Below are 26,364 nucleotides of genomic sequence, written 5' to 3'. Positions count from 1 at the left end.
CGCATCCGGTCCGGGCGTCAGGCGCGGGCGCCGCTGAGGAAGCGGTCGAGTGTGGCGGTCAGTTCGGCCGGCTTCTCCACCGGGAGTTCGTGTCCGGCGTCGAGGATGCGGACCTCGGCGTCCGGACAGGCCTTGGCCATGCGGAGCATCTGGGAGACGGGCAACTGGATGTCGTGGTAGCCGTGGACGAGGAGGGTGGGGGTGCGGATCTCGCCCAGGCGGTCGAGGACGTCGAAGTCGCGCATGGCCCCGTAGAGGGGCATGACGACCTCGCGCGGGATGGCCGCGGAGGCGCGGACGTACTCGCGGATCTGCTCGCGGGGGTAGCCGGGGGCGAAGGCGCGCTGGATGTTGGCGGCGACGAACAGCTTGAAGGGGACGCGGGTGGAGGCGGCCATGAGCAAGCCCCGGCCGCGGCTGTAGGTCATGCGGCCGATCGAGTTGACGAGCACCAGGCGCTCCACCCGCTCGGGGTGGGCGAGGGTGATGGTCTGGGAGATCATGCCGCCCATGGAGTGACCGACGAGGACGAACCGCTCGATCTCCAGATGGTCGACCAGGGCGAGGATGTCCTCGGCCAGCTCCGCTATCGTCCGCACGCCGGCGCCGCCGCTCTCGCCGTGCCCGCGCAGGTCGAGCCGGATCACCCGCCGCCGCTCGGCGAAGTGCGCCACCTGGTGGTCCCAGCGGTGCCGGTTCGCGGTCCAGCCGTGGACGAACACCAGGGGCACCCCGCCGCCGTCACGGGGGCCCTCGTCGTCGTACGTCAGTGCGGCGCCGGCGACTTCGAGCTGCGGCATGAGGGCCTCCTGCGTGCGGTCCGGTTACTGCCCGGTACGGTAACCGGCTCCCCGGCCCCGCGTCACCGTCGTACGCCGGGGAATTCGAGGTCGTGGCACACCTGGGGCAGCCGTTGCGCGACATCGGCGGCATCGGTCAATCACGCGCGCCCCGCCCACCGCCCTGCTAGCTTTCGCCGGTGTTCTCCCTCCAGCAACCCGCGTTCTTCACGCGACTGAGCGACGCGCGGCGGATACTCGTCGCCGGCGCCGGTGGCGGCTTCGACATCTACGCCGGTCTTCCGCTGGCCCTCGCCCTGCGGGCGGCGGGCAAGGAGGTCCATCTCGCGAACCTCTCCTTCGCCGATCTGTACGGCCTGGACTCGGACGTGTGGCTGGAGCCGGACGTGGCGGCCATCGGCCCGGACACCGTGTTCCGGGGCGACTACTTCCCCGAGCAGACCCTCGCCCGGTGGCTGGCCCTGCACGGGCTGCCCGACACGGTGTACGCGCTCTCCCGTACGGGGGTGACGCCCCTACGGGCCGCCTACCGCGCGCTCCTGGACCATCTCGGCGGGGTGGACGCCGTGGTCCTGGTGGACGGCGGCACCGACATCCTGATGCGCGGGGACGAGCACGGGCTGGGCACGCCGGAGGAGGACATGGCGAGTCTGGGCGCCGTCGCGGGCCTCGACGAGGTCCCGCACCGGCTGGTGGCCTGCCTCGGCTTCGGTGTGGACGCCTACCACGGGTCAACCACTCGCTGGTCCTGGAGAACCTGGCCGCGCTGGAGCGTGACGGCGCCTACCTCGGTGCCTTCTCACTGCCGCGCGACAGCCGCGAGGGGGCGCTCTACCTGGACGCGGTTGCCCACGCCCAGCGGTGCACTCCGAGCCACCCGAGCATCGTCAACGGCTCGGTCGCGGCCGCCGTGCGCGGCGAGTTCGGCGATGTCCGGTTCACCGAGCGGACCCGGAACGGCGAACTGTTCATCAACCCGCTGATGGCCCTGTACTTCTGTGTGGACGCGGTCGGTCTCGCCGCCCGCAATCTCTACCTCGACCGGCTGGAGAAGACCGAACTCACCCGGCAGATCAGCTCGGTCATCGAGGAGTTCCGGGACGAACTGCCCCGGCAGCGCCAGCCCCGCGCCTTCCCGCACTGACCTCGGCCACCGCCGGGCACGGCGGGCCGGAGCAGTGGCTTCCCGTCGCTGCCGTGTCCGTACGGGGCGGATGACAGACTGACGGCATGGAAGAACGCGCATTCGGTAGGTCGGGTCAGCAGGCGTCCGTGGTCGGTCTCGGCACGTGGCAGCTGGGTGCCGACTGGGGAGACGTCGACGAGAAGGAAGCCCTGGCGGTGCTGGAGGCGGCGGTCGAGTCGGGGGTGACCTTCTTCGACACGGCCGACGTGTACGGGGACGGCCGCAGCGAACAGACCATCGCCACGTTCCTGCGCGGCAGGCCCGAACTCGATGTGTTCGTCGCGACGAAGATGGGCCGTCGCGTGGACCAGATCCCCGAGAACTACGTCCTCGACAACTTCCGGGACTGGAACGACCGGTCCCGCCGCAACCTGGGCGTCGACCGCCTCGACCTGGTCCAGCTGCACTGCCCGCCCACGCCCGTCTACTCCTCGGACGAGGTGTTCGACGCCCTCGACACCCTCGTCGAGGAGGAGCGCGTCGCCGCGTACGGCGTCAGCGTGGAGACCTGCGCCGAGGCGCTGACGGCGATCGCCCGGCCGAACGTGGCGAGCGTGCAGATCATCCTCAACCCGTTCCGTATGAAGCCGCTTCTCGACGTCCTCCCGGCCGCCGAGCAGGCGGGCGTCGCGATCATCGCCCGCGTGCCGCTGGCCTCGGGCCTGCTGTCGGGCAGGTACACCAAGGACACGGTCTTCGCGGAGAACGACCACCGCACCTACAACCGGCACGGTGAGTCCTTCGACCAGGGCGAGACGTTCTCCGGTGTCGACTACGGGACGGGCGTCGAGGCGGCCGTCGAGTTCGCCGCGCTCGCGCCCGAGGGCTTCACCCCGGCCCAGCTGGCGTTGCGCTGGATCATCCAGCTGGCGGGTGTCACGACCGTGATCCCCGGGGCCCGCAACCCCGAGCAGGCCCGCGCCAACGCGGCCGCCGCCGCGCTGCCCGCACTGTCCGAGGAGACGCTCACGGCGATCCGGGAGCTGTACGACCGGCGCATCAAGGAGCAGGTGGAGAGCCGCTGGTAGGTCCGGCGGCGCCGCCCCTGAAGTCGCGCGGGAAGCGGCCGGTCGTGGCGCTTCCCGCGCGACTGCTCCGACGGCACGGTGGGCGGGTCAGCTCCGAGGACGCGGTGGGCGGGTCAGATGCGTCCGCCCGTGAGGCGGGTGAGCGGGCCGTGCACATGGCGTTCGGCGCGGCGGCCGGCCACGTAGGAGGCTGCGGTCAGCGCGGTCAGGCCCGCGCCCACGCCGGCGGCGACGAACTTGCGGTGGGCGAGGACGGTCACAGCCGTCTTCGCGGTGGCGGCGACCTGGCCGGAGGCCTGGACGACCGCCTGGCGACCCGCCTCGACGCCCTTGACCGCGCTGTGCACGGCACTGCTCGTACTGTCGACCGCGCGCTTCGTCGTGTCGGCCGCGCGTCCGGCGCCGGCCTTGGTGACCGTCGCCGTGTCGTCCATCTTGATGGCGGCCGTCTTCGCGGACTCGGTGGCCGGGGCCGTCGCCCGGTCGGTGGTCCGGCGGGCCTTGGCCGCGGCCGTCTCGGCGGGCGCGGTGTTCTCTCGGGGGTCCTTGTTCGTTCGGCTCATGGGAACCGCGTTGCCGTTCGCCGCCCGGGCAAACCCATCGCGCCGACGCCGGTGTCCACGACGGATCAGGGCCCCTTCCCCACCGTCCGCCCATGCGCCCGCATGGCATAAGATCGCCTTATGAGGTCATAGACCCGACCCGCGTACCTGGTAAGGGTTGCCTTAGTTTAGGGTTGCCGACGAGTCGCTTGTCTCCACTCGAAGGGAACCTGAACATGCCCCGCCCTCTGCGGGTAGCCATTGTCGGAGCCGGACCCGCCGGGATCTACGCCGCCGACGCGCTGCTGAAGTCCGACGTGGCCACCGAGCCCGGTGTGTCCATCGACCTCTTCGAGCGGATGCCCGCGCCGTTCGGACTGATCCGTTACGGCGTGGCCCCCGACCACCCCCGCATCAAGGGCATCATCACGGCCCTGCACCAGGTTCTCGACAAGCCACAGATCCGTCTCTTCGGCAACGTCGACTACCCGACGGACATCAACCTGGACGACCTGCGGGCGTTCTACGACGCCGTGGTCTTCTCCACGGGCGCGACGGCCGACCGGGCGCTCGACATCCCGGGCGTCGACCTCGACGGCTCGTACGGCGCCGCCGACTTCGTCTCCTGGTACGACGGTCACCCGGACGTCCCGCGCACCTGGCCCCTGGAGGCCGAGAAGGTCGCCGTGCTCGGGGTGGGCAACGTCGCGCTCGACGTGGCCCGCATCCTCGCCAAGACGGCCGACGAGCTGCTGCCGACCGAGATCCCGGCGAACGTCTACGACGGTCTGAAGGCCAACAAGGCGCTGGAGGTCCACGTCTTCGGCCGCCGCGGCCCGGCGCAGGCGAAGTTCTCGCCGATGGAGCTGCGGGAGCTGGACCACTCCCCCGACATCGAGGTCATCGTCGACCCCGAGGACATCGACTACGACGAGGGCTCGATCGCGACCCGGCGCGGCAACAAGCAGGCCGACATGGTCGCCAAGACCCTGGAGAACTGGGCGATCCGCGACACCGGCGACCGCCCGCACAAGCTGTTCCTGCACTTCTTCGAGTCGCCCACCGAGATCCTCGGCGAGGACGGCAAGGTCGTCGGCCTGCGCACCGAGCGCACGGCCCTCGACGGCACCGGCAACGTCAAGGGCACCGGTGAGTTCAAGGACTGGGACATCACCGGGATCTACCGCGCGGTCGGCTACCTGTCGGACAGGCTGCCCAAGCTGCCCTGGGACGTCGACTCGGGCACCGTCCCCGACGAGGGCGGCCGGGTCATCGAGGAGACCGGCGCGCACCTGCAGTCGACGTACGTCACCGGCTGGATCCGGCGTGGCCCGGTGGGTCTCATCGGCCACACCAAGGGCGACGCCAACGAGACCGTCTCCAACCTGCTGGCCGACTTCGCGAACGGCCGGCTGCACGAGCCCTCCGCGCCCGCGCCGGAGGCCGTCGACGCCTTCTTCACTGAGCGGAACGTCCGCTTCACCACGTGGGAGGGCTGGTACAAGCTCGACGCGGCCGAGAAGGCGCTGGGCGAGTCGCAGGGCCGCGCGCGGGTGAAGCTCGTCGAGCGCGAGGACATGCTGCGGGAGAGTGGCGCGTAACGCTCCGCTGAGGGGTGGGGGACTGTGCGACCGTTGTCCGGCCGCGGGTTGGTCGTGGCTGGTCGCGCAGTTCCCCGCGCCCCTTTCAGGGGCCTGCGGCCCCATGACGAGGCGTGGGACTCTTGAAGGCATAAGCTCGGTCAATGGCCAAGTACTTCGACGTGCATCCCGAGAATCCCCAGCCGCGTGCCATCGGTCAGGTGGCCGACAGTGTCCGGCAGGGCGGGCTCATCGCGTATCCGACGGACTCCTGCTTCGCGCTGGGGTGCCAGCTGGGCAGTCGTGACGGCATCGAGCGGATCCGTTCGATCCGGCAGCTCGACGACCGTCACCACTTCACCCTGGTGTGCGAGAACTTCGCGCAGCTGGGCCAGTTCGTGCATGTCGACAACGACGTGTTCCGCGCCGTGAAGGCGTCGACGCCCGGCAGTTACACCTTCATCCTCCCCGCGACGAGGGAGGTGCCCCGCAAGCTCCTGCACCCCAAGAAGAAGACCGTCGGGGTGCGCATCCCCGACCACCGGGTGGCGCAGGCCCTGCTCGCGGAGCTCGGCGAGCCCCTCGTCTCCAGCACCCTGCTGCTGCCCGACGAGGAGGAGCCGCTGACCCAGGGCTGGGAGATCAAGGAGCGCCTGGACTACCTGGTCGACGCGGTGGTGGACTCCGGGGACTGCGGCACGGAACCGACGACCGTCATCGACTTCTCCAGCGGTGAGGCCGAGATCATCCGCAAGGGCGCGGGCGACACCTCACGGTTCGAATGACCCGCGAGGGCGGTGACGCTCAGGTCTGCCGCAGCGGCTCGTACGCCTCGGCGCTCAGGCCGAACGTCCAGGCCACTCCCTCGCGGGCGGTCACCGTCGTGGGCGGCACCCGCAGCCAGTACGTACGGCTCGTGCCGTCCGGCTCCGGGGTGGAGTTGACGACCTCCACCATCACCACGTCCTCGTCGCCGGGCAGGGCTGTCCGCCACAGCACGCCCGTCTTGTCGCGGTGCACCGGCTTCGCCCCGGACTCCTCCAGGTAGCGGTCGTAGCCGTAGTACTCCAGCATCACGCGGCGCAGCTCCGCGTTCTCCTCCGTGCGGATGTCCTCGGGTGTCAGCGTGCCCAGCCGGTCGAGGAATTCGCCGGGGACGGGGAGGCCGCGCCAGGCGTGCAGGGCGAAGCCGTCGGAGTGGGCGAGCGCGGGGCCGTCGCCGCGGTCCAGGCGGCCGGCCTCGTCCCGGTGGAGCTCGGTGGGCCGCTCGGCGACGACCGCGATGTTCTCGTACGGCCACCACCAGCCGGCCGTGCGGACCACCTCGGTCAGTCCTTCGAGGCCGGTGGTGTCGTCGAAGGGGCACAGCCAGGCCGCGTCGTGCTGGCCGAGGACCGCGTCCAGGAGGAGGAGCCGGATTCGGGTCTCCTCCTGGCGGTCTGCGGGGGCCAGGGCCTCGACGATGCCGGTGCGGACGCGGTCGACGAGCGGGCGGGTGGTCTCCCACAGGTCTGCGCCCGTCGCACGCCAGTGGTCGCTCCAGCCCGTGGGGCCCAGCAGGGTGTGCAGCCGGGCGCGTTCGGCCGCGACGGGTCTGTTGCGGACGGCGTCGCGAACGCTCGCCCCGGTCGCCGGCAGCGCCTCGCCGTCCTGCGCCGGCGCACCCGACAGCAGGCGTACCGCCTCCAGGGGTGAGCGGGCCCACACGATCCGCTCGGGCTCCCGCGGTCCCGCCTGCCGGTAGGCGAGTCGTACGCCCGCTTCGGTCCGCGCCCGGTCGCCCTCACCCGTGGCCGCCGCCACCGCCCGCCAACTCGCCTGTTCCGTCACGCCGTTCCTCCTGGATCTCGATGCCTGTCCCGGCGGCCGCCGTACGCCACAGCCGCCCTCCCCCGCGTCCGCGCGCCCTCCCCCGGTGGCGGCACGCGATCGCCTCGTCCCACGGCCCCCCGCGGTCTCAGTCGGCGACGATCCGCACCGAGCCCGGTACGTACTCCCGCTGCCGTACGACCCGGTACCAGCCCTTGGGCAGGGAGATGGCCGCGTGCTCCTCGTGGACGACGCGGGCGCCGTCGGGCACGTGCAGCAGCATCGGCCCGAAGACGCTCGCCTCCCGGATGAGGCGGCCGGGGCCGACCACGGCGTGGGCGTGGCCGGTGACCTCGCCGAGGGCGAGGACGAGCCTTCCGCGCTCGTCGCGCGGTTCCGACACGGCGTCACGTGCCGTGTCGGGTACCGCGCTCTTTGCCAGCGGCGCGATGAGGACGTCTCCTTGCCGGTACATGGGTCTCCCTCCCGTCGGGCACTCGCTGTGCCACGAAAAACCGTAGAGGCAGCCACTGACAATCGGCCCGCGCACGGCTGTTCGTCCACAGGACAGGGGTCCGCCGCACGCGATGTCAGTGGGGCTTGGTAGAACTCCCCTACCCGGCGGCGCTGTGTGTGCTCCGGGTGCGCGACGGGCGGACCGTGTCTGGACACGGCTCCCGCTCATGGACATGGAACGAAGGGGCGGGGCACACATGACCATCGGGAGCCATCTGCAGGAGTTCCACGACCTGCCGGTCCGCGAGTTCCCCGATTCGGTGAAGGGCCCGGAGGGCGCCGGGCACCTGCCCGCTCCCGGGTCGGTGGCGTGGCGCATCACCGTGGACTCGTACAGCAGCGAGGAGGCGTGGGAGGACGCGTTCGCCCGGTTCCTCGCCGCCGTCGACACCGCCGAGGTGCGGGCGCTGGTCGTGGGGTCCTGGAGCGACACGTACGACAACGGCCCCGAGGAGGTGATCAAGGCCCTGGTCGCGGCGAAGGACCGGCTGCCCGCGCTGCGCGCCCTGTTCCTCGGCGACATCGTGATGGAGGAGTGCGAGATCTCCTGGATCAACCAGGGCGATGTGGGCCCGCTGCTGAACACCTTCACCGAGCTGGAGGAGTTCGGGGTGCGCGGCGGCAACGGACTCGTCTTCCCGGCGGTGCGCCATGAGCGGCTGCGGAAGCTGACGGTGGAGACCGGCGGCATCCCCGGCGCCGCGGTCCGCGGTGTGGCGGAGAGCGACCTGCCGGCCCTCGTCCACCTGGACCTGTGGCTGGGCACCTCGGAGTACGGCGGTGACGCCGAGATCACCGACCTGGCGGCGATCCTCGCGGGCACCCGGCTGCCGGCTCTCAAGCATCTGGCGCTGCGCAACAGCGAGATGCAGGACGACGTCTGTGCGGCGCTGGCCGCCGCCCCCGTGGTGGCCCGCCTCGACGTCCTCGACGTGTCGATGGGCGTCCTCACCGACGACGGGGCGACCGCGCTGCTCACCGGCCAGCCGCTCACCCACCTCACCACACTGGACCTGCACCACAACTACCTCAGCCCGGCGATACGCGACCGCCTCCGGGACTCCCTGGAGGCCGAGGGAGTGCAGGTCGACGTCGACGCCGACGACGCCGATTCGGACGAGGACGACGACGGCACGGTCTGGCGGTTCGTCGCGGTCGGCGAGTGAGTTCGTAGGCGCGGGGGAACGGGGGGTTCGAGGTGACGGGGATCGGTGTGTCCGGTGGGACCGGTACAGCGAGTGCGGTGGGTGCGGGGTCCGGTCCGTACCGGTGGGTGGTCGTCGGGAACGGGGAGAACCGGCGGGTCGGGCTGTTCGTCGCGGCGGCCGAGGCGGCCGGGGCCGGCACGCCGCGGGTCGTCGAGTGGCGGGACGTGCTGTGTGACGGCGGCCATGAGTTCGCCGCCGACGAGGTCGTACGGCTGGACTCGCCGGGTGAGGACGCCGAGGTGGACCGGCTGCTGCGGGGCGTCGACGATCCGACGCGGGTGGAGGGGTCGGCCACCTGGTACGCCCGTTTCCTGGCCGCCGTGGGGTCGTTGCGCGGCGGGGTGCGGCTGGACGATCCGGCGGAGCTGGCGGTGCTCTTCGACAAGCGGCTGTGCCACTCCCGGCTCGCCGCGGCGGGGGTTCCGGTGCCGCCGTCGCCCACGTCGGGCGACGCGCTCCCGGTGCGGGGCTGGGACGACGTACGGGCGGCGATGCGGGAGCACGGCATGCCGCGGGTCTTCGTGAAGCCGGCCCACGGCTCCTCCGCGTCGGGTGTGCTGGCCGTGGAGTCGTCGGCGAGCGGGCGGATCAGGGCCACGACCTCGGTGGAGGTCGGGGCAGACGGTCGGCTGCACAACTCCCTGCGGGTGCGGCGCTACACGGACGAGCGGGAGATCGCCGGCATCGTCGACGCCCTCGCGGCCGACGGACTGCACATCGAGCGTTGGCTACCGAAGGCGTCCGCGCACGGCAGATCCGCCGATCTGCGCGTCCTGGTCGTGGCGGGCCGGGCCACGCACGCCGTCGTGCGCACCAGCCGTTTCCCCATGACCAACCTTCATCTCGGCGGGACGCGGGGCGATCTGGCGTCGGTCGTCGACACGGCGGGCGACCGCTGGCGGCAGGCCCTCGGCATCTGCGAGCGGGCCGCCGCCTGCTTCCCGGGCACGCTGTGCGTCGGTGTGGACCTGCTGCCGGCGATCGGCTGGCGCCGGTTCGCCGTCGGCGAGGTCAACGCCTTCGGCGACCTGCTGCCCCGGCTGACCGGGCTGCCGGGCGGCCCTGCGGAGGGCCTGGACACCTACGCGGCGCAGCTCGCGGCGGTGCGGAGCGCGACACTACCGGCGCCGTCGCCCCACCCCCAGGCAAGGAAAGACCACCATGCACCCTTCTGACCCGGGCCACCGACCGCCGGACGCCACCGGGCCGGAGGCACCCGAGGCACCCGACATGAATGAAGTGGTGGGCCGCGACGACCTGCTGCTGCTCACCCTCGACACCCTGCGGTACGACGTGGCCGTCCGGCTCGCGGAGGAGGGCCGACTGCCCAATCTGGTGGCCCATCTGCCGGGCGGCGCCTGGGAGAAGCGGCACGCGCCCGGCAGCTTCACCTACGCCTCGCACCAGGCGATGTTCGCGGGCTTCCTGCCGACCCCGGCGGCCCCGGGGCCGCATCCGCGTCTCTTCGCGGGCCGGTTCGCCGGGAGTGAGACGACCGCCGGGCGCACCTTCGTCTTCGACAGCCCCGACCTGATGTCGGCGCTCGCCGAGCGCGGTTATCACACGGTGTGCATCGGCGGTGTCGGCTTCTTCAACAAGCGGGGGGCGCTCGGGAGCGTCCTGCCGGGGCTGTTCCAGGAGAGCCACTGGGAGCCGGAGTTCTCCGTGGCGTCGCCGACGTCCTTCGAGTCCCAGGTGGCCCGCGCCGAGCGGATCGTGGCCGAACTGCCCGCCGAGCGGCGGCTGTTCCTCTTCCTCAACGCCTCGGCGCTGCACCAGCCCAACTGGTTCCACCTGCCGGGCGCCACCCGTGAGGCGGGCGACAGCCCGGTCACTCACGCGGCGGCCCTGGAGTACATCGACCGGTACGTCGGGCGGCTCTTCGCCGCGATGAGTTCGCGCCGCCGCTGCTTCGCCGTCGTCTGCTCCGACCACGGGACCACGTACGGCGAGGACGGGTACACCGGGCACCGCCTCGGCCACGAGGCCGTGTGGACCGTCCCCTACAGCCACTTCTTCCTGGAGCCGTCCGCATGACCGTGACCGAGACAACGGGTCGCCCGTATCAGCACTACGTGTACGCCTACCCGCACAAGACGGCGTACCGGAAGCTGCCCGGCAACCCGCCGCTCGCGGACCTGTGGGCCGGGGAGTCCCGGCAGGCCCTGTCGCTGTACGCGCACATACCGTTCTGCGAGGTGCGCTGCGGGTTCTGCAATCTCTTCACCCGGATCGGGGCGCCGGACGGGCTGACCGGCCGCTACCTTGACGCCCTGGAGCGGCAGGCGATCGCGGTGCGGGAGGCACTGGGGGACGCGGAGCCGCCGCGGTTCGCGAACGCCGCGTTCGGCGGTGGCACGCCGACCTATCTGGAGGCCGCCGAGCTGGAGCGGCTGTGCGACATCGCGGAGCGGCACCTGGGCGCGGACCTGCGGGCGATCCCGCTGTCGGTCGAGGCCTCCCCCGCCACGGCGACGGCCGACCGGCTGGCTGTCCTGGCCGAGCGGGGCACCACGCGGCTCAGCCTCGGCGTGCAGAGCTTCGTCGAGGAGGAGGCGCGTGCGGCCGTACGCCCTCAGCGGCGGTCCGCTGTGGAGGCGGCGCTGTCCCGCATCCGTGACACGGACATCCCGGTCCTCAACATCGACCTGATCTACGGCATCGACGGGCAGACGGCGGCCAGTTGGCGGCTCTCCCTGGACGCGGCGCTCGCCTGGCGGCCGGAGGAGATCTATCTCTATCCGCTGTACGTACGGCCTTTGACGGGTCTGGGCCGCCACGCCGATCCGGCCGTCGCGGACCGCGACTGGGACGAGGCACGGCTGCGGCGCTACCGCGAGGGCCGCGACCATCTGCTCGCGCACGGCTACGAGCAGGTCTCCATGCGGATGTTCCGCCGCGCTGACGCCCCGCCGCAGGGCCCGGACGACTACGCCTGCCAGACCGACGGCATGATCGGCCTGGGCTGCGGCGCCCGTTCGTACACCTCGACGCTGCACTACTCCTTCGACTACGCGGTCGATATGGGGCAGATCCGCCGGATCATCGACGACTACACGGCCACCGAGGACTTCGGACGGGCCGTGCACGGCCGCACCGTCGACGAGGACGAGGCGCGCCGCCGCCACCTGCTCCAATCCCTGCTTCAGTCGCGGGGGATGCCGGTGGCGGACTACCGGCGGCGGTTCGGTTCCGAGCCGTACGGGGACTTCCCCGCGGAGCTGGAGCGGCTGGCGGCGCGCGGCTGGCTGGCCGACGCAAACGTCAGCGCGGGCGCCGGGATCCTGAGGCTCTCCGTCGAGGGGCTGGCCCACTCGGACGCCATCGGGCCCGGGTTCTTCTCCCCCGCCGTACGGGCCGCGATGGCCGGCTACGAGCTGAAGTGAACGCGGCCATGGACCTGACGATCCTGTACCGGGGCCCGCTCGCCTCCTGCGACTACGACTGCCCCTACTGCCCGTTCGCCAAGCGCCGCGACTCGACGGATCGGCTGCGGGCCGACCGGGCGGCGTTGGACCGCTTCACCACCTGGGCGCGGGCGCAGACCGGCGACCGGCTCTCGGTGCTGTTCACGCCGTGGGGCGAGGGGCTGGTGCGCTCCTGGTACCGGCGTGCGCTGGTCGACCTCTCCCACGAGCCGCACATCGACCGGGTGGCGATCCAGACCAACCTCAGCTGCCGCACGGAGTGGCTGACGGAGGCCGACCCGGACACGGTGGCCCTGTGGTGCACGTACCACCCCGGGCAGACGCCGTACGAGCGGTTCCTCGACAAGACCCGCCGGCTGACCGGGGCGGGCATCCGCTTCAGTGTGGGGATCGTCGGTCTTCCCGAGCATCTGGAGCACGCCCGCCGTCTGCGCGGGGAGCTGCCGGAGCAGGTGTATCTGTGGGTGAACGCCGCGGACGGGCACACCTACAGCGACGAAGAGGCGGCGCTGTGGAGCGAGTTGGACCCCTTGTTCCCCTTCAGCCGCCATCCGCACCGCTCGGCGGGCCGGGCCTGCCGTACCGGGTCCTCGGTCGTGTCGGTCGACGGGGAGGGCACGGTACGGCGGTGCCACTTCGTCAAGGCCGAACTGGGCAACCTCTACGACGGTTCCTTCCGCGCGGCGCTGGCCCCCCGCCCGTGTCCGCTGGCCGTCTGCGACTGCCACATCGGGTACGTCCACCTCGAGACGCTCCCGCTGTACGACGTCTTCGCGGGCGGGGTCCTGGAACGCGTACCGACCGAGGAGGCGCGACACGGCCCCCCGGCGCCCACTTCCGCCTCGGACCGTCACACCCTCCAGTTGTACCGTCGCTCGGGCCGCCCGGCCACGCCGTAGCGGAGGGTGACGTCCGCGCTGCCGATGCCGTGGAAGTACTCCAGGTAGCGGCGGGCGCTGACGCGGGAGATGCCGGTGAGAGTCGCGCACTCGGTGGCGGAGAGGGTGCCGGCGGCGCTGCGGAGGGTGCCTTCGATCAGTTCGGCGGTCTCGACGCTCATGCCCTTGGGCAGGGCGCCGGCCGCCGACGTGGGTACGGCGGCTCCGGCCAGGACGCGGTCGACGTCGGCCTGGCCGCGTACGACGGTGGTGAGCAGGCGGCCGCGCTGGGCGGCGTACCTCTGGAGCCGGGAGCGCAGTTCCTCGAACTCGAACGGCTTGAGGAGGTAGTCGACGACGCCGTGGCGGACCGCGCCGCGCACGGAGTCGGCCTCCCGGGCGGCGCTGATGACCATGACGTCGCAGTCATGGCCCGCGGTGCGCAGCCGGGGTATGACGTCGAGGCCGAAGCCGTCGGGGAGGTAGAGGTCCAGCAGGACCAGGTCGGGGCGCAGCTCGTCGACGGCCGCGACGGCCTGTTCGCCGGTGCTGGCGACGCCGACGACCCGGAACGGCTCGACGCGTTCGACGAAGGTGCGGTGGACCCGGGCCACCATGAAGTCGTCGTCGACCACGAGCACGTCGATCGTGCCGGGCGCCCTGCTCGTGCCGGTCATGGTGTCGCTCCTTCCGCCACCGCGTCGGTGAGGTGGCTGACGGTCATGCGGGCGGTGAACATGGCCCCGTCGGGGGTGTTGGTCACCGAGATCTCACCGCCGTGCCGTTCGCAGACCAGGCGGGTGAGGGCCAGGCCGATCCCGCGTTCGCCTTCCCGCGCGGCCTTGGTGGTGAAGCCGTGGGAGAAGACCTCGCGGGCGAGTTCGGGGGCCACGCCGGGGCCCGAGTCACGGACGACGATCTCCACGCCGGAGGCGTCCTGCCGCAGTTCCACCTCGACCCAGGCCGCGCGGCCCTCGGTCCCGCCCCACGCTTCGTGGTCGTCGGGCGCGGCCGTGGCGGCGGCCGCGTCCACGGCGTTGTCGACGAGGTTGCCGACCACGGTGGCCACGTCGGCCGCGTCCGCCGGGGCCAGCCGGTCGAGCGCGGTGCCGTCCGAGATTCGCAGGGTGACCCGGCGTTCCGCGGCGAGCGAGGTCTTCGCCATGAGCAGGGCGGCGACGGTGGTGTCACGGACACGGCGGCCGAGGGTGACGTCGAGGGAGTGGCGGCGGCGGCTCAGCGCGTGGATGTAGTGGACGACCTCGTCCTGCTCGCCGATCTGGATGAGCCCGGAGATGGTGTGCAGCTGGTTGGCGAACTCGTGGGCCTGGGCGCGCAGCAGCTCGGAGGAGCTGCGGAAGGAGCCGATCTCCCGTTCGAGGCGGGCCAGCTCGGTGCGGTCCCGCAGGGTGGTGACCGAGCCGAGGTGGCGGCCGTCCTTGGTGACGGTCATCCGGTTCATCACCAGCACCCGGCCCCGGCGGATGACGACCTCGTCGCGCCGGTCGGCGGAGGCGTCACGGGAGCGGGCGGCACCCTCCCCATCACGCGAGCCGACCGCGCCCTCCCCATTATGCGAACCGACCGCACCCACCCGATCACCCGAGCCGACCGCGCCGTCCCGATCGCCCGAGCCGACCGCACCCTCCCAGTCGCCCGAGCCGACCGCGCCTCCCCAGTCGCGCGAGCCCGCCGCACCCACCCGACCACGCGAACCGACCGCACCCTCCCAGCCGCCCGAGCCCGCCTCGCCCACCCGACCACGCAAGCCCGCCGTGCTTTCCCCTTCACGGAAACCCGCCGTGCCCTCCCCGTCACGGAATCCGGCCGCGCCCTCCCCGTCACGGAATCCGGCCGCCCCGTCGCGATCACCGAGGCCGGTCGCCCCCTCCCCGTCACGCGAGTCGCCCACCCCCTCGCCCTCAGGCGCGCCCGCGCCCCCCTCCCGCGTCCCCGCCGGTTCCTGTGCGCCGACCAGGACGTCGCACAGCCGTCCCTCGATGCCCAGGTCGGCGAGGCTCTTGCCGACGCAGTCGGCCGGCAGGTCGAGCAAGCGGCGGCCCATCTCGTTGACGAGGGTGAGCCGGTGCTGCGGGTCCAGGGCGATGACGCCCTCGGCGATGCCGTACAGCATGGCCTCGCGGTGTTCGGCGAGGCCGGCGATCTCGTGGGGCTCCAGGCCGAGGGTCTGCCGCTTGACGCGGCGGGCCAGCAGCCAGGAGCCGACGAGGCCGAGGCCGCTGGCGACGCCGAGGTAGGCGAGGAGGTAGGAGGAGGCGCCGCTGAGGCGCTGCCACACGGTCGGGGAGGCCTCGCCGATCATCACCGTGCCCAGGAGCCGGCCGAGGTTCGCCTCCGTCTCGCCGAGGACGGGCACCTGGGCGACGAGTTCGCGGCTGTCGTCGAGGGTCAGCGAGCCGGACCAGCCGCGGCCCGGGGCGGCGCCCTCGCCGGTCGGCATCAGGTCGCCGATCACGGTGGGGTCGGTGGAGCTGACGATCCGGCCGTCGGCGTCGGCGACGGTGACCGAGGTCACTCCGGACTGGGTCTGGGTGGAGTTCACCAGGGGTGCAAGCGCCTCGTGCGCCACGGGCCGCGCCAGCCGGTCGCGTACGAGGGGGTTGGCGGCGAGCTGTTCGGCGAGCGCGGTGACACGGCGGCCCTCGACCCGGTTGAAGGTCGCGGCGGACTGGGTGAGCGAGACCGCGGCGACCGCCAGCAGCACCACCACGACGATGGCGAGCTGGAGCACCAGCATCTCGCCCGCGAGGGTATGGCGGCGGAACTCGGCGACCACGACGGACTCATCTCTCGTACCGACCCGACGTCAGGCGGCTCGGACGTCGGCTTGTGCGGTGGGTCGCACAATCATGGCGCTCACATGCGGTCAGGGAAAGAGACGTGTGAGGGACGTGCTCATAAGGTGACAGGGCCCGTGACCACAACGACCACAACCACCGTTGCTTCCGCAAGTGCGGCAGGCCCGCCCCGCGTGGGCACGATGTGTCCCAGGTCACTTCTCCCCCTCGGCGTGACTCGACACAATCGACAGGTGGTGGCATTCGTGCATCCGCGCACTCCCCGACGGCGGGCCGTCCTCGCCCTGCTCGGGGCCGCCGTGCTCGTGCTCGTGGGCCCACCGCTGCTGACGACCGGCGGCGGCAGTGAGGCCGGCACGCAGATCCCGGGGCTGCGCTTCATGGTTCCGAACACACCCGGCGGCGGCTACGACATCACGGCCCGCACCGCCGCGAAGAACGCAGAGGACGCCGGGCTCACCCACAACATCGAGGTGTTCAACCTGCCCGGCGCCGGCGGAACGGTCGGTCTGAGCCGGCTGGTGAGCGAGCACGGCAACGGCAAGCTGGCCATGTCGATGGGGCTCGGCGTGGTGGGTGCCGTCCGCTCCAACGACGCGCCGAAGACCCTCGCCGACACCACCCCGATAGCCCGCCTCACCGAGGAGCAGGACGTCGTGGTGGTCGCCAAGGACTCCCCGTACCGGACGATCGACGATCTCATCGGGGCGTGGAAGGAGAACCCCGGCAAGCTGCCGGTGGGCGGCGGATCGGCGCCGGGCGGGCCCGACCATCTGGCGCCGATGCTGATGGCGCAGGCGGCGGGGATCGCGCCGAAGGACGTCAACTACGTCCCCTTCGACGGCGGCGGGGAGCTGCTCGCCTCGATCCTCGGCAACAAGGTCGCCTTCGGGGTGTCCGGGGTCGGCGAGTACCTGGACCAGATCAAGGCGGGTGAGCTGCGGCTGCTCGCGGTCACCGGCCCGGAGCGGGTCGACGGGCTGGACGCGCCGACCCTCCAGGAGGCGGGTTACGACGTGAACTTCACCAACTGGCGCGGCATCGTCGCCCCGCCCGGCCTCACCGAGGCCGAGCGGGACAAGCTCACCCGGCTGGTCGAGGAGCTGCACGACTCGCCGGAGTGGCGGCAGTCGATGAAGCAGAACGGCTGGGACGACGCCTTCCTCACCGGCGACGAGTTCGGCGCGTTCCTGGACGCCCAGGACAAGCGCGTGGTGTCGGTGCTGAAGGAGCTCGGACTGTGACGACGGAAACCACCGGCACTCCCCCGGCGCCCGCGGCCGAGCGCCGCTCCTGGCTGCGCGACCACTCCGAACTCGGCGTATGTGTCCTGCTGATGGCCCTCGGCGTCCTGGTGCTGACCGACGCGCTCACCATGGACGTCGACATCGCCCAGCGCGGTCCCGTCGGCCCGAAGACCGTGCCGATCGTGGTGGGCGCCGGGCTGCTGCTGATAGCCGCGCTGCTCGCCGTGGACGTGCTGCGCGGCGGCCGGGGCCAGGCCGAGGGCGGCGAGGACATCGACCTGTCCGAGCCCGCCGACTGGCGCACGGTACTGCTGCTCGCCGGGGTGTTCCTCGGCGCGGCCGTCCTGATCGAACCGCTCGGCTTCCCCGTCGCGGGGGCGCTGCTCTTCTGGGGCGCCGCCTTCGCGCTCGGCAGCCGGCGCCTCGACCGCGACCCGCTCATCGCGGCCGTCCTCTCCCTGGCCACGTACGCCGTGTTCAACAACCTGCTCGGGGTGCCGCTCCCCGGCGGCCCGCTGATGGGAGTGCTCTGACATGGACGCCCTGAGCTCCCTCCTCGACGGCTTCGGTACGGCCCTGACCCCGATCAACATCCTGTGGGCCGCGATCGGTGTCCTGCTGGGCACGGCCATCGGTGTGCTGCCGGGCATCGGTCCCGCCATGGCGGTCGCGCTGCTGCTGCCGGTGACGTACGGGCTGAACCCCGTCGGCGCGTTCATCATGTTCGCGGGCATCTACTACGGAGCGATGTTCGGCGGTTCCACCACCTCGATCCTCCTCAACACGCCCGGTGAGAGCGCGGCCGTGGTCGCGGCCATGGAAGGCCATCCGATGGCCAAGGCGGGGCGGGGCGCGCAGGCGCTGGCGGCCGCCGCCATCGGGCACTTCGCGGGCGGCATGGTCGGCACGATCCTGCTGGTGCTGCTCGCGCCGACGGTCGCCGAACTGGCCGTGGACATCGGTGCGCCGGACTACTTCGCGATCATGGTGCTGGCGTTCATCGCGGTGACGTCCGTGCTGGGCTCGTCCCGTATCCGGGGGCTCGCCTCCTTGTTGATCGGTCTGACGATCGGCCTGGTGGGCCTGGACCAGATGACCGGCCAGCAGCGTCTGACCTTCGGTTCCCTCCAGCTCGCCGACGGTGTCGACGTAGTGATCGTCGCGGTCGGTCTCTTCGCCATCGGCGAGGCGCTGTGGGTCGCCGCCCATCTGCGGCGCGGTGCGCCCGAGCCGATCCCGGTGGGCCGGCCGTGGCTGGGCCGGGGCGATGTGCGGCGGACCTGGAAGTCATGGGTGCGGGGCCCGTTCATCGGGTTCCCGTTCGGCGCGATCCCGGCGGGCGGCGCCGAGATACCCACCTTCCTGTCGTACGTCACCGAGAAACGGCTGTCGAAGCACAAGGACGAGTGGGGCAAGGGCGCCATCGAGGGGGTGGCGGGCCCCGAGTCGGCGGCGTCGGCCTCGGCGGCGGGCACCCTCGTCTCCATGCTGACGCTCGGCCTGCCCACCACGGCGGTCGCGGCGGTCATGCTGGCCGCCTTCCAGCAGTACGGCATCCAGCCGGGCCCCCTGCTCTTCGAACGCGAACCCGACCTGGTGTGGGGCCTGATCGCCTCGCTCTTCGTCGGCATGGTGCTGCTGCTCGCGCTCAACCTGCCGCTGGCCCCGCTGTGGGCGAAGCTGCTGCGCATTCCGCGGCCGTATCTCTACGCGGGGATCCTCTTCTTCGCGGCGGTCGGCGCGTACGCGGTCGGCGGCGAGGTGATCGACCTGGTGATCCTGCTGATCATCGGCCTGATCGGCTTCGGTATGCGCCGCTACGGTCTGCCGGTGCTGCCCGCCGTCATCGGCGTCATCCTCGGCCCGAACGCCGAGCAGCAGTTGCGGCGGGCTTTGCAGATCAGCGACGGCAGCGTCCGGGGCATGGTGAACACGCCGTTCGCGGTGACCGTGTACGTGATCATCGCCGTGCTGCTGGCCTGGCCGCTGCTGAAGCGGCTGGTGATCCGCGACCGCACGGCCGCCGGGAGCCGGTGAGTCGTGACACGCCGCTCAGCTCGTGCCGCGCTCCGCCTCCTCGTGCAGGAACGCGCTGATCTGGCCGGCGATGTCCTCGCGGCCGGGTCCGCCCGCCGGGTCGAGGAGGTCCTCGTCCACGCCGATGCCGCCGGACCACAGATACCGTTCGGCCCACTCCTCGTCGGCGCGCAGTTGGACCTGGATGTCGAACTGGGCGAGGTGGGCCTCGGTGGCCGCGGCGTACAGGACGGCGGTGGCGCGGCGCAGGGGGTAGAGGTCGAAGCCCTCGATGAACCGGGAGTTGCGCCAGTCGAGGAAGGCGCTCTCGCCGTCGGGGCCGGTGCGGATGTCGAGCTGGCCGTCCTCCAGGTGGAGGCCGACGCGGTCGGCGCCGCGGTTCTCCACCGTCACATGGAAGCGGAAGTACGTCAGGCCCTCGGCGGCGTCGTCGCGTCCCCGTGGGGGCTCCGCGCACTCCACGCCGTGGACACGCACGCGCAGGCCGGCCAGGTCGCCGTCGTACTCCTGCCAGTCCCCGATCACGTTGGGCTCGCGCACCGTCCACCTCTCCACATCGGCGGGACACCTCCCGCGTTCGCGCGACCACAGTGCCACACCCGTCGTACCCCCCGATTCGGGGTATTACCGCCGGTCAGACGTGATCAAGCCGTGTGCAGCGACGATTCCCGGAAGGGGCCCGCGAAGGGGGTCCGCCACGTGCCGCACATCACGTTCACCGCCCACTGGGCGGATGTGCGGCGGCGACTTGTCCGAATCCCCGCGCGGGCCCCGGCTCGGTGCGCTACGTTCGATCACCGCCGGTTACCGCACCATCGGCGAGGTCACGTGCAGGGAAGGTTCTGGAGCGTCGCATGGGCAACTTCGGCATCGCTCCACCGACGGATCCGGTCATGACCGGCGGGCTGGCCGACGCGCTGTTCGAGACGGCGCTCCGGGATCCCGCGCTGCCGCAGATCGCGCGCCGCGACCCCGCCGCCCCGGGCACCTGGACACGGGTGAGCGCGGCCGAGGTGCGCGACGAAGTGGCCGACCTGGCCAAGGGGTTGATCGCGTCCGGGATCCGGCCGGGCAACCGGGTGGCGGTGATGGCGCGGACCCGTGTCGAGTGGACGGTGCTCGGTGTCGCGCTGTGGTCGGTGGGCGCCGAGATCGTGCCGATCTATCCGACGTCGTCGCGCGACCAGGTCGAGTGGATCCTGCGGGACGCGGCCTGTGTGGGCGTGGTGGTGGAGGACGAGCAGGGCGTGATGACGGTCGGCTCGGTGTGCGCCAAGCTGCCGTTGCTCCAGCACGTCTGGCAGTTGGACACGGACTCCCTGCCGCAGCTCGTGGAGGCGGGCCGGGACGTGCCCGACGCGACGGTGGACTCGCTGCGCCGCATCGTCATGCCGGACTCCACCGCGGTGATCGCGTACACATCGGGCACCACCGGCCGCCCCAGGGGCTGCGCGCTCTCCCATCGCAGCCTCGCCAGCCCCTGCGACGTCCTGCTCGCCGGGTGGCGGCACACCGCGGCGGCGCCCGGTGAACAGCCCGCGATCCTCGCCTTCCTGCCGTTCTCGCATGTCTACGGCCTCATGATCCAGGGGATGTGCCTGCGCGGCGGGCTGCTCCTCGCGCACGAGCCGGAGCTGACCGAGAAGGCGCTCTCCGCCGCGCTGCGGTCCTTCCGGCCCACATTCCTCTTCGGCGTCCCGTACGTCTTCGAGAAGATCTACAAGAACTTCCTGCGCAAGGCCCAGCAGTCGGGCCGGGGCCCGCTGTTCGAGCGGGCGGTGCGCACCGCGCAGGACTACGCCCTCGCCGTCGAGCGGCACCGGCTGGACACCGGGCCCGGCCCCGCCATGGACCTGCGGCTCCAACACGCCTTCTACGAGAAGACGGTGTACCGCAAGCTGCGCGCGGCCCTCGGCGGCCGGGTGCGCGGCGGCTGTTCCGGCGGCTCGCCCCTCAACCGCGACCTCACGCTCTTCTACGCCGGCATCGGCATCCTCATCCACGACGGGTACGGCCTCACCGAGACCGCCGGCGGCATCACCGCCCAGCCGGTGGGCCGGGAGAAGTTCGGCACCGTGGGCCGTCCGCTGCCGGGCACGGAGATCCGGGTGGCGCGGGACGGGGAGATCCTGGTGAGCGGGCCGTCGGTGTTCCAGGGGTACGTCAACGACGAGTCGGGCACCCGGGCCACGCTCCAGGACGGCTGGCTGGCCACGGGGGACCTCGGGCGGCTGGACTCGGAGGGGTATCTGTCGATCACCGGTCGCAAGAAGGAGATCATCATCACCAGCGGCGGCAAGGGCGTTGCGCCCGCGCCGCTGGAGGAGCAGTTGCGGATGCATCCGCTGATCCACCAGGCGGTGGTCGTGGGCGACAACCGGCCCTGTGTGGGCGCCCTGATCACTCTGGATCCGGAGTTCCTCGCGCACTGGCGGGGTTCGTTGTCCGCCCCGGGTGAGTTGCTGGGCCGGGAGGCGCGGGAGGAGAACGCGCTGCGGCAGGAGGTGCTGCGGGCGATCGCCGGGGCCAACAGCACGGTGTCGCGCTCGGAGTCGATCCGTGTCTTCCGCATCCTGTCCGAGCCCTTCGACCTCGCCAACGGCATGCTGACACCGTCGATGAAGCTGCGCCGGGACACCATCGTGCGGCGGTACGAGGCGGAGATCGAGGCCATGTACGCGACCTCGGCACGGGCGGTCCGCAGGTCCGCGCCGGAAGACACCTCCGGCTGGGACGACGCCGACGACGTGTTCCGCCGGGCCCGTCCCTGACGGAGATCCGAAGAACAGGGGGACCGTCAATGGCGCGTATGGGGCCGTCTGGAGACCCGGCTGACCGGCGTGTCACGGCAGTTCACCGCCACGCGGTGCGAGGTGTCCGAGTCGCGCGGCGACGACGAGTGGCAGTGCGACGGCTCCTTCACGGCCGACGACCGCTCGTTCGACCTCCCCGAGGTGGAGGTGGACACCACGTTCGCGACGAAGCCCACCGGGCCGGTGGCCGTCTATGTGGACGACGAGTCGTCGACCACGGCCGTCGAGCGGGACAAGAGCGTGTGGCTGTACCCGGGCGCGACCGGTCTGCTGTGCCTCGGCGTGGGCGCGTGGAACGTCCGGTCCGCCCTCAGCCGGCCGAAGGAGGAACCGGCGGCGGCGCCCGTCTGACCACGGGTCGGGCCGCTGTTGACGAAACGGTCCTCCGAATGCGGAGATGCTCCAGGCGAAAGCGGAGACCGCCCGCCCGCGAGCACACCGCACGACCGTGAGACGAAGGCAGAGGACCCATGGCACTGCAGATCAGCGCCACCAACCCGGAACACCCCGCGCTGCTGCTCGAACTGCCGTGGCACCTGCCGCTGGAGGAGTGGCCCGAGCACCATCTCGTGCCGCTCCCCCGCGGTATCTCCCGCCACGTGGTGCGCTACGCCCGCGCGGGCGACGAGGTCGTGGCCGTCAAGGAACTCGCCGAGCGGCCCGCCCTGCGCGAGTACGAGCTCCTGCGCGACCTGGACCGGCTCGACATCCCCGCCGTGGACGCCCTCGGCGTGGTCACCGGCCGCACCGACGACGCCGGCGATCCGCTGGAGTCCGTACTGATCACCCGGCACCTGGGCGGCTCGATGCCGTACCGCTCGATGTTCGAGACGACCATGCGCCCGGCCACCATGCACCGCCTGATGGACGCCCTGGCGGTCCTGCTGGTGCGGCTGCACCTCGCGGGGTTCGCGTGGGGCGACTGCTCGCTGTCCAACACGCTGTTCCGGCGGGACGCGGGGGCGTACGCCGCGTATCTCGTGGACGCCGAGACCGGGGATCTGCACCCTCGGCTGAGCGGCGGGCAGCGCGAGTACGACCTCGATCTCGCCCGGGTCAACATCAGTGGCGAACTGCTGGACCTGGAGGCGTCCGGGGCGCTGCACCCCTCGGTGGACCCGATCGACTTCGGCAACGAGATCTGCGCGCGCTACCGGAACCTGTGGCAGGAGCTGACGCGTACGTCGGTGTACCCGGCCGGCAAGTACCACTACATCGAGCGCCGGATCCGCCGTCTCAACGAACTGGGCTTCGACGTCGCCGAGATGCAGATCGAGCACTCCGGCAACGGTGACACGGTCACCTTCGTGCCCAAGGTCGTGGACGCGGGTCACCACCAGCGGCAGCTGCTGCGGCTGACCGGCCTCGACACCGAGGAGAACCAGGCCCGGCGGCTCCTGAACGACCTGGAGAGCTGGATGGCCACCCAGGACGACTACGCCCCGGGCGACCCCCTCGGCGCCCGCCCGGAGGTGCTCGCGCACCGCTGGGTGCGGGAGGTGTTCCGCCCGACCGTGCGGGCCGTGCCCCTGGAGCTGCGCGGCTCGGTGGACGCGGCGGAGATCTACCACCAGCTCCTCGAACACCGCTGGTACCTGTCCGAGCGGGCGCAGCACGACATCGGCCTGGACACGGCGGTGAAGGACTACATCGACAACGTCCTGCCGAGGACACTGGCCCTGCTGCCGCCGCCGGCGGACGACGTCACCGCCATGTGAGCGCCTCCGGCGCCGGGTCACTCGTGCGGGACCACGGCCACCGGGCAGTGCGCGTGGTGCAGGACTCCGTGGGCCACCGAGCCGATACGGGCGCCGACGGCCGTACGGTGGGCGCGGCGCCCGACCACCATCAGCTGGGCGCGCCGCGCCACGGACAGCAGCACCTGCCCGGCGCTGCCCATCTCGACATGCTGGGTGACCCGCACGTCCGGGAACCGCTCCCGCCACGGCTCCAGCGCGGCGGCCAGGGCGTTCTTCTCGTACGGTTCCAGGCCGCCGGCCTCGTCGAGGAGCTTCAGCGAGCCCGGGCTGTACGCGTACAGCGGCGGCAGGGTCCAGGCCCGGACCGCGCGCAGGGCGGCGCCCCGGGCCGCGGCGGTCTCGAACGCGAACCGCAGGGCGTCCGCGCTGTCCTGCGGCGTGCCCTGCTGGCCGACGACGACCTCGCGCCCGGCGGCCTCGCCGCTGGGGCCGTCCTCGGCGCGGACCAGCACGACGGGGCGCGGCGACTCGACGATCACCTGCTGCCCGACGGAGCCGAGCAGAAAGCCGACCACCGCGCCGTGCCCGCGCGAGCCGAGCACCAGCGTCTCGGCGTGCTCCGCGGCGGCGACCAGCGAGCCGACCGGCGGGCCCTCCAGCAGCTCCGTCGTCACCGCCAGGTCAGGGTGCCGCTCCGTCACGGTCCGGGCCGCCTCGGCGAGCGCCTCCCGGGCCCACCGCGTCTGTCCGTCCCGGTCCACGGTGATCGCCTCGTGCGGCTGCCACTGCCACGCGTGCACCACCCGCAGCGCCAGTCCCCGGCGTACGGCCTCCCGGCCGGCCCAGGCCAGCGCGGCGAGACTCTCGGACGTACCGTCCACTGCGGCGGTGATCGGGCCCGTCGTCATCGGCCACCTCTCTGTGTCGTGTCACGGCTGACAGGACACAGTCTTCACCACCCTCGCCTTCCGGCGATGAGGCCCCGGGCCTGCGGATCTACGGAAACCGGGCGAACCAGGAGGGTCGAACATACGATGGGCCCATTGGCTCGGGGTGGAGGCGTATGACTCAGGCTGTCGGTCCGGCGCGGAACGTGATCCTCACGGTGGATGACGATCCGGGGGTCTCCCGTGCGGTGGCCCGGGATCTGCGGCGCAGGTACGGCGAGACCTACCGGATCGTGCGGGCGGAATCGGGGCAGGCGGCGCTGGAGGCGCTGCGGGAGCTGAAGCTGCGCGGGGACCAGGTGGCGGTGATCCTGGCCGACTACCGGATGCCTCAGATGAACGGCATCGAGTTCCTGGAACAGGCACTGGACGTGTATCCGGGCGCCCGGCGGGTGCTGCTCACCGCGTACGCGGACACGAACGCGGCGATCGACGCGATCAACGTCATCGACCTCGACCACTATCTGCTGAAGCCGTGGGACCCGCCCGAGGAGAAGCTGTACCCCGTCCTCGACGACCTGCTCCAGGCCTGGCGGGCCGCCGACCGCACCCGCGTGGACACCACGAAGGTCGTCGGGCACCGGTGGTCGGCGCGGTCGTCGGGCGTCCGGGAGTTCCTGGCGCGTAACCAGGTGCCGTACCGCTGGTACTCGTCCGACGAGCCGGAGGGGCGGCGGCTGCTCGCCGCGGCCGGTGCGGACGGGCAGCGGCTGCCGCTCGTCGTCACCCCGGACGGTACGCCGCTGGTCGAGCCGGAGGATCCGGAGCTGGCACGCCGGGTGGGGCTGGCGACCACGCCGGACCAGGACTTCTACGACCTGGTCGTCATCGGCGGCGGACCGGCCGGGCTCGGCGCGGCCGTGTACGGGGCCTCGGAGGGGCTGCGGACCCTGCTCGTCGAGCGGTCCGCCACCGGTGGTCAGGCCGGGCAGAGCTCGCGGATCGAGAACTACCTCGGCTTCCCCGACGGGGTGTCGGGCGCCCAGCTCACCGGCCGGGCCCGGCGGCAGGCCACCAGGTTCGGCGCGGAGATCCTCACCGCCCGCGAGGTCAGCGGGCTGGAGCTGAACGGGGCCGCGCGGACCGTCCGGTTCTCCGACGGTTCGGCGGTCGCCGCGCACAGCGTGATCCTCGCGACGGGTGTGGCCTACCGGCAGCTCGCCGCGCCGGGCTGCGCGGACCTCACCGGCTGCGGCGTCTTCTACGGCTCGGCGCTCACCGAGGCAGCCGGCTGCCAGGGGCACGACGTGTACATCGTGGGCGGCGCGAACTCGGCGGGGCAGGCCGCGATGTACCTGGCCCGCGGCGCCAAGTCGGTCACCCTCCTCGTCCGCGGCGACTCGCTGACCGCGTCCATGTCGCACTATCTGATCCAGCAACTCGGCGAGGCGCCCAACATCTTCGTCCGCGGCGGCACGGTCGTCGAGGCCGCGCACGGCACGGACCACCTGGAGCAGCTGACGCTCAAGGACGTGGCGAGCGGGCGCGAGGAACTGGTCGACGCGCAGTGGCTGTTCGTGTTCATCGGCGCCGAGCCGCGCACCGAGTGGCTGGCGGGGACCGTACTCCGCGACGAGCGCGGGTTCATCGTGACCGGGCCCGACATGACCAGCGACGGGGGGCCGCCGCCGGGCTGGGAGCTGGACCGGCCGCCGTACCACCTGGAGACCAATGTGCCCGGCGTGTTCGTCGCCGGGGACGCGCGGTCCGAGTCCGCGAAGCGGGTCGCGTCCGCCGTGGGAGAGGGAGCGATGGCCGTGATGCTGGTGCACCGGTACCTGGAGCAGTCATGAATCGCGTGTCGGAGGCAGTCGTACGAGCCGCAG

23 protein-coding genes and 1 pseudogene are annotated in these 26,364 nt (G+C 72.1%); 16 read left to right on the top strand and 8 right to left on the bottom strand.

The genetic code is table 11. From position 1 onward, the window contains the following. Positions 1 to 17: 17 nt before the first annotated feature. Complete coding sequence (locus I8N67_RS06120) at positions 18 to 800, bottom strand: alpha/beta fold hydrolase (RefSeq protein ID WP_200301545.1); 783 nt, start codon at positions 798 to 800, stop codon at positions 18 to 20. Positions 801 to 979: 179 nt separating this feature from the next. On the opposite strand from I8N67_RS06120, the pseudogene I8N67_RS06115 reads away from it, so the two are divergent. Continuing rightward, positions 980 to 1,944 (top strand): annotated as a pseudogene (locus I8N67_RS06115) (DUF1152 domain-containing protein). 86 nt (positions 1,945 to 2,030) lie between these two features. After that, positions 2,031 to 3,014, top strand: a complete 984-nt coding sequence (locus tag I8N67_RS06110; protein WP_200301544.1) for an aldo/keto reductase — start codon at positions 2,031 to 2,033, stop codon at positions 3,012 to 3,014. Between the two features lie 113 nt (positions 3,015 to 3,127). On the opposite strand, the gene I8N67_RS06105 is transcribed toward I8N67_RS06110, so the two are convergent. Next, complete coding sequence (locus I8N67_RS06105) at positions 3,128 to 3,577, bottom strand: hypothetical protein (RefSeq protein WP_200301543.1); 450 nt, start codon at positions 3,575 to 3,577, stop codon at positions 3,128 to 3,130. A gap of 215 nt (positions 3,578 to 3,792) precedes the next feature. On the opposite strand from I8N67_RS06105, the gene I8N67_RS06100 reads away from it, so the two are divergent. After that, the gene (locus tag I8N67_RS06100) at positions 3,793 to 5,157 is read left to right on the top strand and encodes an FAD-dependent oxidoreductase (RefSeq protein ID WP_200301542.1); all 1,365 of its coding nucleotides are present in this window, start codon (positions 3,793 to 3,795) and stop codon (positions 5,155 to 5,157) included. Positions 5,158 to 5,300: 143 nt separating this feature from the next. Next, entirely contained in the window at positions 5,301 to 5,921 is a 621-nt protein-coding gene (locus I8N67_RS06095) for an L-threonylcarbamoyladenylate synthase (protein ID WP_200301541.1), read from the top strand. A gap of 19 nt (positions 5,922 to 5,940) precedes the next feature. On the opposite strand, the gene I8N67_RS06090 is transcribed toward I8N67_RS06095, so the two are convergent. Then, on the bottom strand, positions 5,941 to 6,966 hold the full coding sequence (locus tag I8N67_RS06090) for a DUF6745 domain-containing protein (protein WP_200301540.1): 1,026 nt from the start codon (positions 6,964 to 6,966) through the stop codon (positions 5,941 to 5,943). Positions 6,967 to 7,093: 127 nt separating this feature from the next. Next, positions 7,094 to 7,420: a DUF8820 family protein gene (locus tag I8N67_RS06085; protein WP_200301539.1), complete on the bottom strand. Its 327-nt coding sequence runs from the start codon at positions 7,418 to 7,420 to the stop codon at positions 7,094 to 7,096. 238 nt (positions 7,421 to 7,658) lie between these two features. On the opposite strand from I8N67_RS06085, the gene I8N67_RS06080 reads away from it, so the two are divergent. From I8N67_RS06080 to I8N67_RS06060, 5 genes are read left to right on the top strand one after another with little or no spacing between them, the layout of a single operon-like run. Next, positions 7,659 to 8,627: an STM4015 family protein gene (locus tag I8N67_RS06080; RefSeq protein ID WP_200301538.1), complete on the top strand. Its 969-nt coding sequence runs from the start codon at positions 7,659 to 7,661 to the stop codon at positions 8,625 to 8,627. 47 nt (positions 8,628 to 8,674) lie between these two features. Beyond that, positions 8,675 to 9,844: an STM4014 family protein gene (locus I8N67_RS06075; RefSeq protein WP_200301537.1), complete on the top strand. Its 1,170-nt coding sequence runs from the start codon at positions 8,675 to 8,677 to the stop codon at positions 9,842 to 9,844. Positions 9,845 to 9,899: 55 nt separating this feature from the next. Further along, entirely contained in the window at positions 9,900 to 10,706 is an 807-nt protein-coding gene (locus I8N67_RS06070) for an STM4013/SEN3800 family hydrolase (protein WP_200301585.1), read from the top strand. After that, on the top strand, positions 10,703 to 12,055 hold the full coding sequence (locus I8N67_RS06065) for an STM4012 family radical SAM protein (RefSeq protein WP_200301536.1): 1,353 nt from the start codon (positions 10,703 to 10,705) through the stop codon (positions 12,053 to 12,055). The genes I8N67_RS06070 and I8N67_RS06065 overlap by 4 nt, the downstream gene beginning before the upstream one ends. 8 nt (positions 12,056 to 12,063) lie before the next feature. Beyond that, positions 12,064 to 12,996, top strand: a complete 933-nt coding sequence (locus I8N67_RS06060; protein WP_234045164.1) for an STM4011 family radical SAM protein — start codon at positions 12,064 to 12,066, stop codon at positions 12,994 to 12,996. On the opposite strand, the gene I8N67_RS06055 is transcribed toward I8N67_RS06060, so the two are convergent. Next, on the bottom strand, positions 12,948 to 13,652 hold the full coding sequence (locus I8N67_RS06055; RefSeq protein ID WP_200301535.1) for a response regulator: 705 nt from the start codon (positions 13,650 to 13,652) through the stop codon (positions 12,948 to 12,950). The genes I8N67_RS06060 and I8N67_RS06055 overlap by 49 nt on opposite strands. Next, on the bottom strand, positions 13,649 to 15,772 hold the full coding sequence (locus I8N67_RS42315; protein WP_307835159.1) for an ATP-binding protein: 2,124 nt from the start codon (positions 15,770 to 15,772) through the stop codon (positions 13,649 to 13,651). Before I8N67_RS42315 ends, I8N67_RS06055 begins: the two co-directional genes overlap by 4 nt. 255 nt (positions 15,773 to 16,027) lie before the next feature. Here I8N67_RS42315 and I8N67_RS06040 point away from each other — a divergent pair, with 255 nt between their 5' ends. From I8N67_RS06040 to I8N67_RS06030, 3 genes are read left to right on the top strand one after another with little or no spacing between them, the layout of a single operon-like run. Continuing rightward, on the top strand, positions 16,028 to 17,038 hold the full coding sequence (locus I8N67_RS06040; RefSeq protein ID WP_200301534.1) for a Bug family tripartite tricarboxylate transporter substrate binding protein: 1,011 nt from the start codon (positions 16,028 to 16,030) through the stop codon (positions 17,036 to 17,038). After that, positions 17,035 to 17,574: a tripartite tricarboxylate transporter TctB family protein gene (locus I8N67_RS06035; RefSeq protein ID WP_200301533.1), complete on the top strand. Its 540-nt coding sequence runs from the start codon at positions 17,035 to 17,037 to the stop codon at positions 17,572 to 17,574. The genes I8N67_RS06040 and I8N67_RS06035 overlap by 4 nt, the downstream gene beginning before the upstream one ends. Before the next feature lies 1 nt (position 17,575). After that, positions 17,576 to 19,078, top strand: coding sequence for a tripartite tricarboxylate transporter permease (locus I8N67_RS06030; RefSeq protein ID WP_200301532.1), 1,503 nt, complete (start codon positions 17,576 to 17,578; stop codon positions 19,076 to 19,078). Between the two features lie 15 nt (positions 19,079 to 19,093). On the opposite strand, the gene I8N67_RS06025 is transcribed toward I8N67_RS06030, so the two are convergent. After that, the gene (locus tag I8N67_RS06025; protein ID WP_200301531.1) at positions 19,094 to 19,618 is read right to left on the bottom strand and encodes a hypothetical protein; all 525 of its coding nucleotides are present in this window, start codon (positions 19,616 to 19,618) and stop codon (positions 19,094 to 19,096) included. Positions 19,619 to 19,932: 314 nt separating this feature from the next. On the opposite strand from I8N67_RS06025, the gene I8N67_RS06020 reads away from it, so the two are divergent. The 3 genes from I8N67_RS06020 (at position 19,933) to I8N67_RS06010 (ending at position 23,609) form a co-directional block, all read left to right on the top strand. Continuing rightward, a complete protein-coding gene (locus I8N67_RS06020) occupies positions 19,933 to 21,849 on the top strand; it encodes an AMP-dependent synthetase/ligase (RefSeq protein ID WP_200301530.1) in 1,917 nt (638 codons plus the stop codon). Positions 21,850 to 21,918: 69 nt separating this feature from the next. Further along, complete coding sequence (locus I8N67_RS06015; protein ID WP_234045163.1) at positions 21,919 to 22,242, top strand: hypothetical protein; 324 nt, start codon at positions 21,919 to 21,921, stop codon at positions 22,240 to 22,242. A 119-nt stretch (positions 22,243 to 22,361) separates the two neighbouring features. Beyond that, the gene (locus I8N67_RS06010) at positions 22,362 to 23,609 is read left to right on the top strand and encodes a DUF4032 domain-containing protein (protein ID WP_200301529.1); all 1,248 of its coding nucleotides are present in this window, start codon (positions 22,362 to 22,364) and stop codon (positions 23,607 to 23,609) included. A gap of 17 nt (positions 23,610 to 23,626) precedes the next feature. Here the strand turns inward: I8N67_RS06010 and I8N67_RS06005 are convergent, their stop codons facing one another. After that, positions 23,627 to 24,499 carry a universal stress protein gene (locus tag I8N67_RS06005; RefSeq protein ID WP_200301528.1) on the bottom strand — a complete coding sequence of 291 codons (873 nt, stop codon included), beginning with the start codon at positions 24,497 to 24,499 and terminating at the stop codon, positions 23,627 to 23,629. 155 nt (positions 24,500 to 24,654) lie between these two features. Between I8N67_RS06005 and I8N67_RS06000 the strand changes: the two genes are divergently transcribed. Beyond that, positions 24,655 to 26,331 (top strand): NAD(P)/FAD-dependent oxidoreductase, encoded by a 1,677-nt coding sequence (locus I8N67_RS06000; RefSeq protein ID WP_200301527.1) that lies wholly within the window; start codon positions 24,655 to 24,657, stop codon positions 26,329 to 26,331. Positions 26,332 to 26,364 lie beyond the last annotated feature (33 nt).

The sequence above is a fragment of the Streptomyces adelaidensis genome (assembly GCF_016598475.1).
Classification (GTDB): domain Bacteria; phylum Actinomycetota; class Actinomycetes; order Streptomycetales; family Streptomycetaceae; genus Streptomyces; species Streptomyces adelaidensis.
Note: the sequence above shows the minus strand (reverse complement) of the source record. Positions and strands in the feature narration are given on the sequence as shown.

Excerpts from the sequence above, each read along its gene's own strand:
- I8N67_RS06120 (WP_200301545.1), bottom strand. The coding sequence starts at position 800 with ATGCCGCAGCTCGAAGTCGCCGGCGCCGCACTGACGTACGACGACGAG.
- I8N67_RS06110 (WP_200301544.1), top strand. The coding sequence starts at position 2,031 with ATGGAAGAACGCGCATTCGGTAGGTCGGGTCAGCAGGCGTCCGTGGTC.
- I8N67_RS06105 (WP_200301543.1), bottom strand. The coding sequence starts at position 3,577 with ATGAGCCGAACGAACAAGGACCCCCGAGAGAACACCGCGCCCGCCGAG.
- I8N67_RS06100 (WP_200301542.1), top strand. The coding sequence starts at position 3,793 with ATGCCCCGCCCTCTGCGGGTAGCCATTGTCGGAGCCGGACCCGCCGGG.
- I8N67_RS06095 (WP_200301541.1), top strand. The coding sequence starts at position 5,301 with ATGGCCAAGTACTTCGACGTGCATCCCGAGAATCCCCAGCCGCGTGCC.
- I8N67_RS06085 (WP_200301539.1), bottom strand. The coding sequence starts at position 7,420 with ATGTACCGGCAAGGAGACGTCCTCATCGCGCCGCTGGCAAAGAGCGCG.
- I8N67_RS06080 (WP_200301538.1), top strand. The coding sequence starts at position 7,659 with ATGACCATCGGGAGCCATCTGCAGGAGTTCCACGACCTGCCGGTCCGC.
- I8N67_RS06070 (WP_200301585.1), top strand. The coding sequence starts at position 9,900 with ATGAATGAAGTGGTGGGCCGCGACGACCTGCTGCTGCTCACCCTCGAC.
- I8N67_RS06065 (WP_200301536.1), top strand. The coding sequence starts at position 10,703 with ATGACCGTGACCGAGACAACGGGTCGCCCGTATCAGCACTACGTGTAC.
- I8N67_RS06060 (WP_234045164.1), top strand. The coding sequence starts at position 12,064 with ATGGACCTGACGATCCTGTACCGGGGCCCGCTCGCCTCCTGCGACTAC.
- I8N67_RS06055 (WP_200301535.1), bottom strand. The coding sequence starts at position 13,652 with ATGACCGGCACGAGCAGGGCGCCCGGCACGATCGACGTGCTCGTGGTC.
- I8N67_RS06030 (WP_200301532.1), top strand. The coding sequence starts at position 17,576 with ATGGACGCCCTGAGCTCCCTCCTCGACGGCTTCGGTACGGCCCTGACC.
- I8N67_RS06020 (WP_200301530.1), top strand. The coding sequence starts at position 19,933 with ATGGGCAACTTCGGCATCGCTCCACCGACGGATCCGGTCATGACCGGC.
- I8N67_RS06010 (WP_200301529.1), top strand. The coding sequence starts at position 22,362 with ATGGCACTGCAGATCAGCGCCACCAACCCGGAACACCCCGCGCTGCTG.
- I8N67_RS06005 (WP_200301528.1), bottom strand. The coding sequence starts at position 24,499 with ATGACGACGGGCCCGATCACCGCCGCAGTGGACGGTACGTCCGAGAGT.
- I8N67_RS06000 (WP_200301527.1), top strand. The coding sequence starts at position 24,655 with ATGACTCAGGCTGTCGGTCCGGCGCGGAACGTGATCCTCACGGTGGAT.